Origin of the sequence: Kitasatospora sp. NPDC057223 (assembly GCF_042669755.1) — a bacterium.
GTDB lineage: Bacteria > Actinomycetota > Actinomycetes > Streptomycetales > Streptomycetaceae > Kitasatospora.
On sequence record NZ_JBHUWW010000259.1, the window covers coordinates 1 to 4120 of the forward strand.

Genomic DNA, 4120 nt, shown 5'->3' on the forward strand with positions numbered 1-4120 from the left:
TTGACGGCGGTGCCGACCAGGGTCTCGAACTGGCTCTCGTTGGCGACCTGCGGCAGCGGCGCGGAGCTGTTGGACAGCACGTCGTTCAGGGTGGTGAGGTCCGGGGTGGCGAAGACCGGGTCCTTGCCGGCCTCCTTCACCGGCGGGATGGAGCCGTAGGTCGAGTTGAGGACCTTCTGCTCCTCGTTGCTGGTCATGAACTTCACGAAGGACAGCGAGCCGTCGAGGTTCTTGGTGTTCTTGAACACCGAGAGGTTGATGCCCGCGACCATCGACTTGACGGCCTTGTCACCGGTGGCGCCGGCCGGGATCGGCACGGGGGCGACGCCGTAGTCCTCCGGGTTCATGCCCTGGGACTTGAGGTTGGCGCCCGCGGACTGCCACATCATCATCGCGGTCTTGCCGGTGGCGAAGTCGCTCAGCGTCTGGTTGTTGGAGTACTCGGCGTTGCCGGGCGCGGCGATCTTGTCCTTGGCGATGAAGTCCACGTACTGCTTGACCGCGGCGACGGCGTTGGGGCTGTCGAAGGTCGGCTTGCCGGCGGCGTCGAAGAAGTCCGCGCCGTGCTGCTTGCCGAGGGTGAAGACCTGGTGGACGTTCTCGGAGACGTTGCCGCCCTCGATACCCAGGCCGAACTTGCCGTCCTTGGTGAGCTTCGCGGCATCGGCCTGGAGTTCGTCCCAGGTCGCGGGGGCCTTGTCGATGCCGGCGGCGGCGAACAGCTTCTTGTTGTAGTAGAGGCCGTAGGCCATCGAGTACAGCGGCACGGCGGCCGGGTCCTTGCCGGCGGCGCCGGCCGAGGCGATGGTGGACGGCAGGAAGCGGTCCTTGCCGCCGATCTTGGCGAAGGCGGCCTCGTCCCAGGGCAGCAGCGCGCCGGTGGCCTGCAGCGAGGCCGACCAGGTGTTGCCGATGTTGAGGACGTCCGGGCCCTGGCCGGAGGCGGTGGCGGCCAGGATCCGGTTCAGCAGGTCGGACCACGGCACGACCTCGAGGTTGACCTTGATGCCGGTCTGCTGCTCGAACTTCTTCAGCTCGGGCTCCAGCACCTGCTTGTCGTTCTCGATGCTCGTGCCCTGGTTGCTGGCCCAGTAGGTGAGCGTCTTGGGGGCGCTGTTGTCACCCCCGCCGCTGCCGGAGGTGGAGCCGCCGCCGCAGGCGCTGGCGGTGAGTGCGAAGGATGCGACGATCGCGGTGGTGGCAGCCAGACGGGTGATACGCATGACCAGGCCCCTCTCGGGCGGTGGGTGGCATCGTTTGGGTGGGGGGGAAGGGACCGGGGCCACTGACGTTTAACATGGCGTACACAGGCTTCCTTCAGGACATGATTTAACGTGTGAGAAAAGCCTGGAGTCAAGATTCAGGGCACGATAGATCGACACGGGGGAAGAGGACCGATGGCACAGCGGAGCGGGCAGACCGGCCGTGACCTGCGACGCAGCAGTCGCTCGGCCGTTCTACAACGGTTGTATTTCGGAGGGCCGCTCAGCAGGCAGGAGTTGGCCGAGGGCACCGGCCTCAGCGCCGCATCGGTCAGCAACGTGGTCGGGGAACTGCTGGCCGCCGGCGCCGCCGAGGAGTGCGGATCCGTCGACTCCGACGGGGGAAGGCCCCGCATCCTGCTGCGGGTCCCGCCCGGGCGGGCCCACCTGGTGGGCGTGGACGTCGGCGAGACCCAGGTGCGCGTCGCCCTCTTCGACCTGGCCCTGACCGAGCTGGCCGCCTGCGACCAGCCGTTGTCCGACCACGGGCACGACGTCGGCCACGTGGTGGAGCTGATCCTCACCGGCATCGACTCCGTACTGGCCTCCGCGGCGGTGGACCGGGCCGGCGTGATCGGCGTGGGGGTGGGCGTGCCCGGGATCGTCGAGCAGGGCGACCCGGCCTCGAAGGGCGAAGGCGCCGTGGTGCACGGCCAGACCATCGACTGGGACGCCGTCCCGCTCGGCCGGCTGCTGCGGGCGGGCACCGACCTGCCCCTGCACATCGACAACGGCGCCAAGACCCTCGGCCAGGCCGAGATGTGGTTCGGCGCGGGCCGGGGCGCGCGCCACGCGGTGGTCGCGCTGTTCGGCTCCGGCGTCGGGGCCTGCGTGATCGCCAACGGCACGCCCTACCGGGGCGCCACCAGCAGCGCCGGGGAGTGGGGCCATACCAAGGTCCACGTCGGTGGACGACTGTGCCGCTGCGGCTCGCGCGGCTGCCTGGAGGCGTACGTCGGCGCAGAGGCGCTGGTGGAGCGCTGGGGCCGGGCGCCCGCCGGGTCCAGCGAGAAGGAGGGCCTGGCCGCACTGCTGGCCGCGGCCGAGGCGGGCGAGGACGAAGCCGTCGCCCTGCTCGCCGAGGCCGCCGAGTACTTCGGTGCCGCGATTGCCGACCTGATCAACCTCTTCGACCCGGAGCGGATCCTGATCGGCGGCTGGGCGGGCCTCCTGCTCGGCCCGCGCCTGCTCCCCGCCATCCGGGAGGCGGCCACCGCCTACGCCCTGCGGTTCCCCCGCGCCCGTACCTCCATCGACCTCGGCCACCTCGGTCCGGACGCGGTGACCCTCAGCGCGGCAACGCTTCCCCTGTGGCACTTCCTGGAATCGGGCGGAGCCCTCACCCGCCCCCCGGCGGGCCAACCCGCCCTCGCCTGACCGGCCGGGACCCGGCGGGCGAGGGCGTCACGCCTCCCCCGCCGCCCGGCCCGGGCCTCCCCCTGCACACGGGAGAGCGATTTCCCATCTGAGCCCGCGCGTCCCGCCCGGATGGATTCCTGCCGCTCCGTCAGATGGCCCGAACCGTTGGCGACTTGCCCTCCGCAGGGCCGCACCGCCGGTCCAGCCGGGCGACATGGGCCACGACGTGGCATGACGTCGGCGTTACGACCAGATGATGGATTCGTACAGAGAGCTTGCCCCTGAGGGGTTGACGCCCGACCGGAGGGGCGCGGAGACTCCCTCAGGAGAGCGCTCTCCTCCTGCATGGAGATGCGCCGTATCCGTGCAACGCGGGCCCCCTCGGCCATCCCGGTTCGGGGCGAGGGACTGGCCGGCGCCCGCGTTGTACGGCCCCCACACCCACCCCCCTCACTGTAGGAGGAGCCCATGCGGCTCACCTCAACCCGTTCCGGCGCCACGGCGCGCCGGACGCCGGCGGTACTCGCCGCCGCGGCCATGGTCGCGGGCGCCATCCTGGCCCTCCCCAGTACCGCAGCACAGGCCGCCGACACCCTGCTCTCCCAGGGCAAGACGGTCACCGCATCCAGCGAGGAGAACTACGGCACCCCGGCGGTCAACGCCGTGGACGGCAACCTCGGCAGCCGCTGGTCCTCCGCCAACACCGACCAGCAGTGGCTGCAGGTCGACCTCGGTTCGGTCGCCACCATCAGCAGGGTCCAGCTGAACTGGGAGGGCGCCTACGGCAAGGCCTACCAGATCCAGACCTCGCCCGACGGCGTCAACTGGACGACCGTCTACAACACCACGACCGGCACCGGCGGCAACGAGACCCTCAACGTCTCCGGCACCGGCCGCTACGTCCGCATGAACGGCATCGCCCGGGCCACCGGCTACGGCTACTCGCTGTGGGAGTTCCAGGTCTTCGGCACGATGGGCACCAACCCGTCCCCGTCACCGACCCCGACGGCCACCCCCACCAGCACGCCCACCACCCCCACCGGCGGCTGCTCCACGACGAACGCCGCGCAGGGCAAGGCCGTCACCGCCTCCAGCGAGGAGAACTACGGCACCCCGGCGGTCAACGCCGTCGACGGCAACACCGGCACCCGCTGGGCCTCCGCCGCCTCCGACTCGCAGTGGCTGCAGGTCGACCTCGGCTCCTCCCAGTCGATCTGCCAGGTCGTCCTCAACTGGGAAGGCGCCTACGGCAAGGGCTACCAGATCCAGACCTCCGCCGACGGCAACGCCTGGACGACCGTCTACACCACCACGACGGGCGCCGGTGGCAACGAGACCCTCAACGTCTCGGGCACCGGCCGCTACGTCCGCCTCAACGGCACCCAGCGCGGCACGGGTTACGGTTACTCCCTGTGGGAGTTCGCGGTGCGCACCGGCAGCACGAGCACCGTGCCGCCGGTCCAGGGCGGTGGCGACCTCGGCCCGAACGTGAAGGTCTT

General features: G+C 70.7%; 3 protein-coding genes. 2 read left to right on the forward strand and 1 reads right to left on the reverse strand.

Annotated elements, in window-relative coordinates:
- The coding region (locus ACFUK0_RS39600; protein WP_380258842.1) for an ABC transporter substrate-binding protein at nucleotides 1–1223 on the reverse strand (1223 nt) is incomplete at its 3' end.
- 174 nt (nucleotides 1224–1397) lie between these two features.
- Between ACFUK0_RS39600 and ACFUK0_RS39605 the strand changes: the two genes are divergently transcribed.
- Nucleotides 1398–2639 carry an ROK family protein gene (locus tag ACFUK0_RS39605; protein WP_380258844.1) on the forward strand — a complete coding sequence of 414 codons (1242 nt, stop codon included), beginning with the start codon at nucleotides 1398–1400 and terminating at the stop codon, nucleotides 2637–2639.
- A 450-nt stretch (nucleotides 2640–3089) separates the two neighbouring features.
- Nucleotides 3090–4120, forward strand: a 1031-nt coding sequence (locus tag ACFUK0_RS39610; RefSeq protein ID WP_380258845.1) for a discoidin domain-containing protein, incomplete at its 3' end; no start/stop codon positions are given.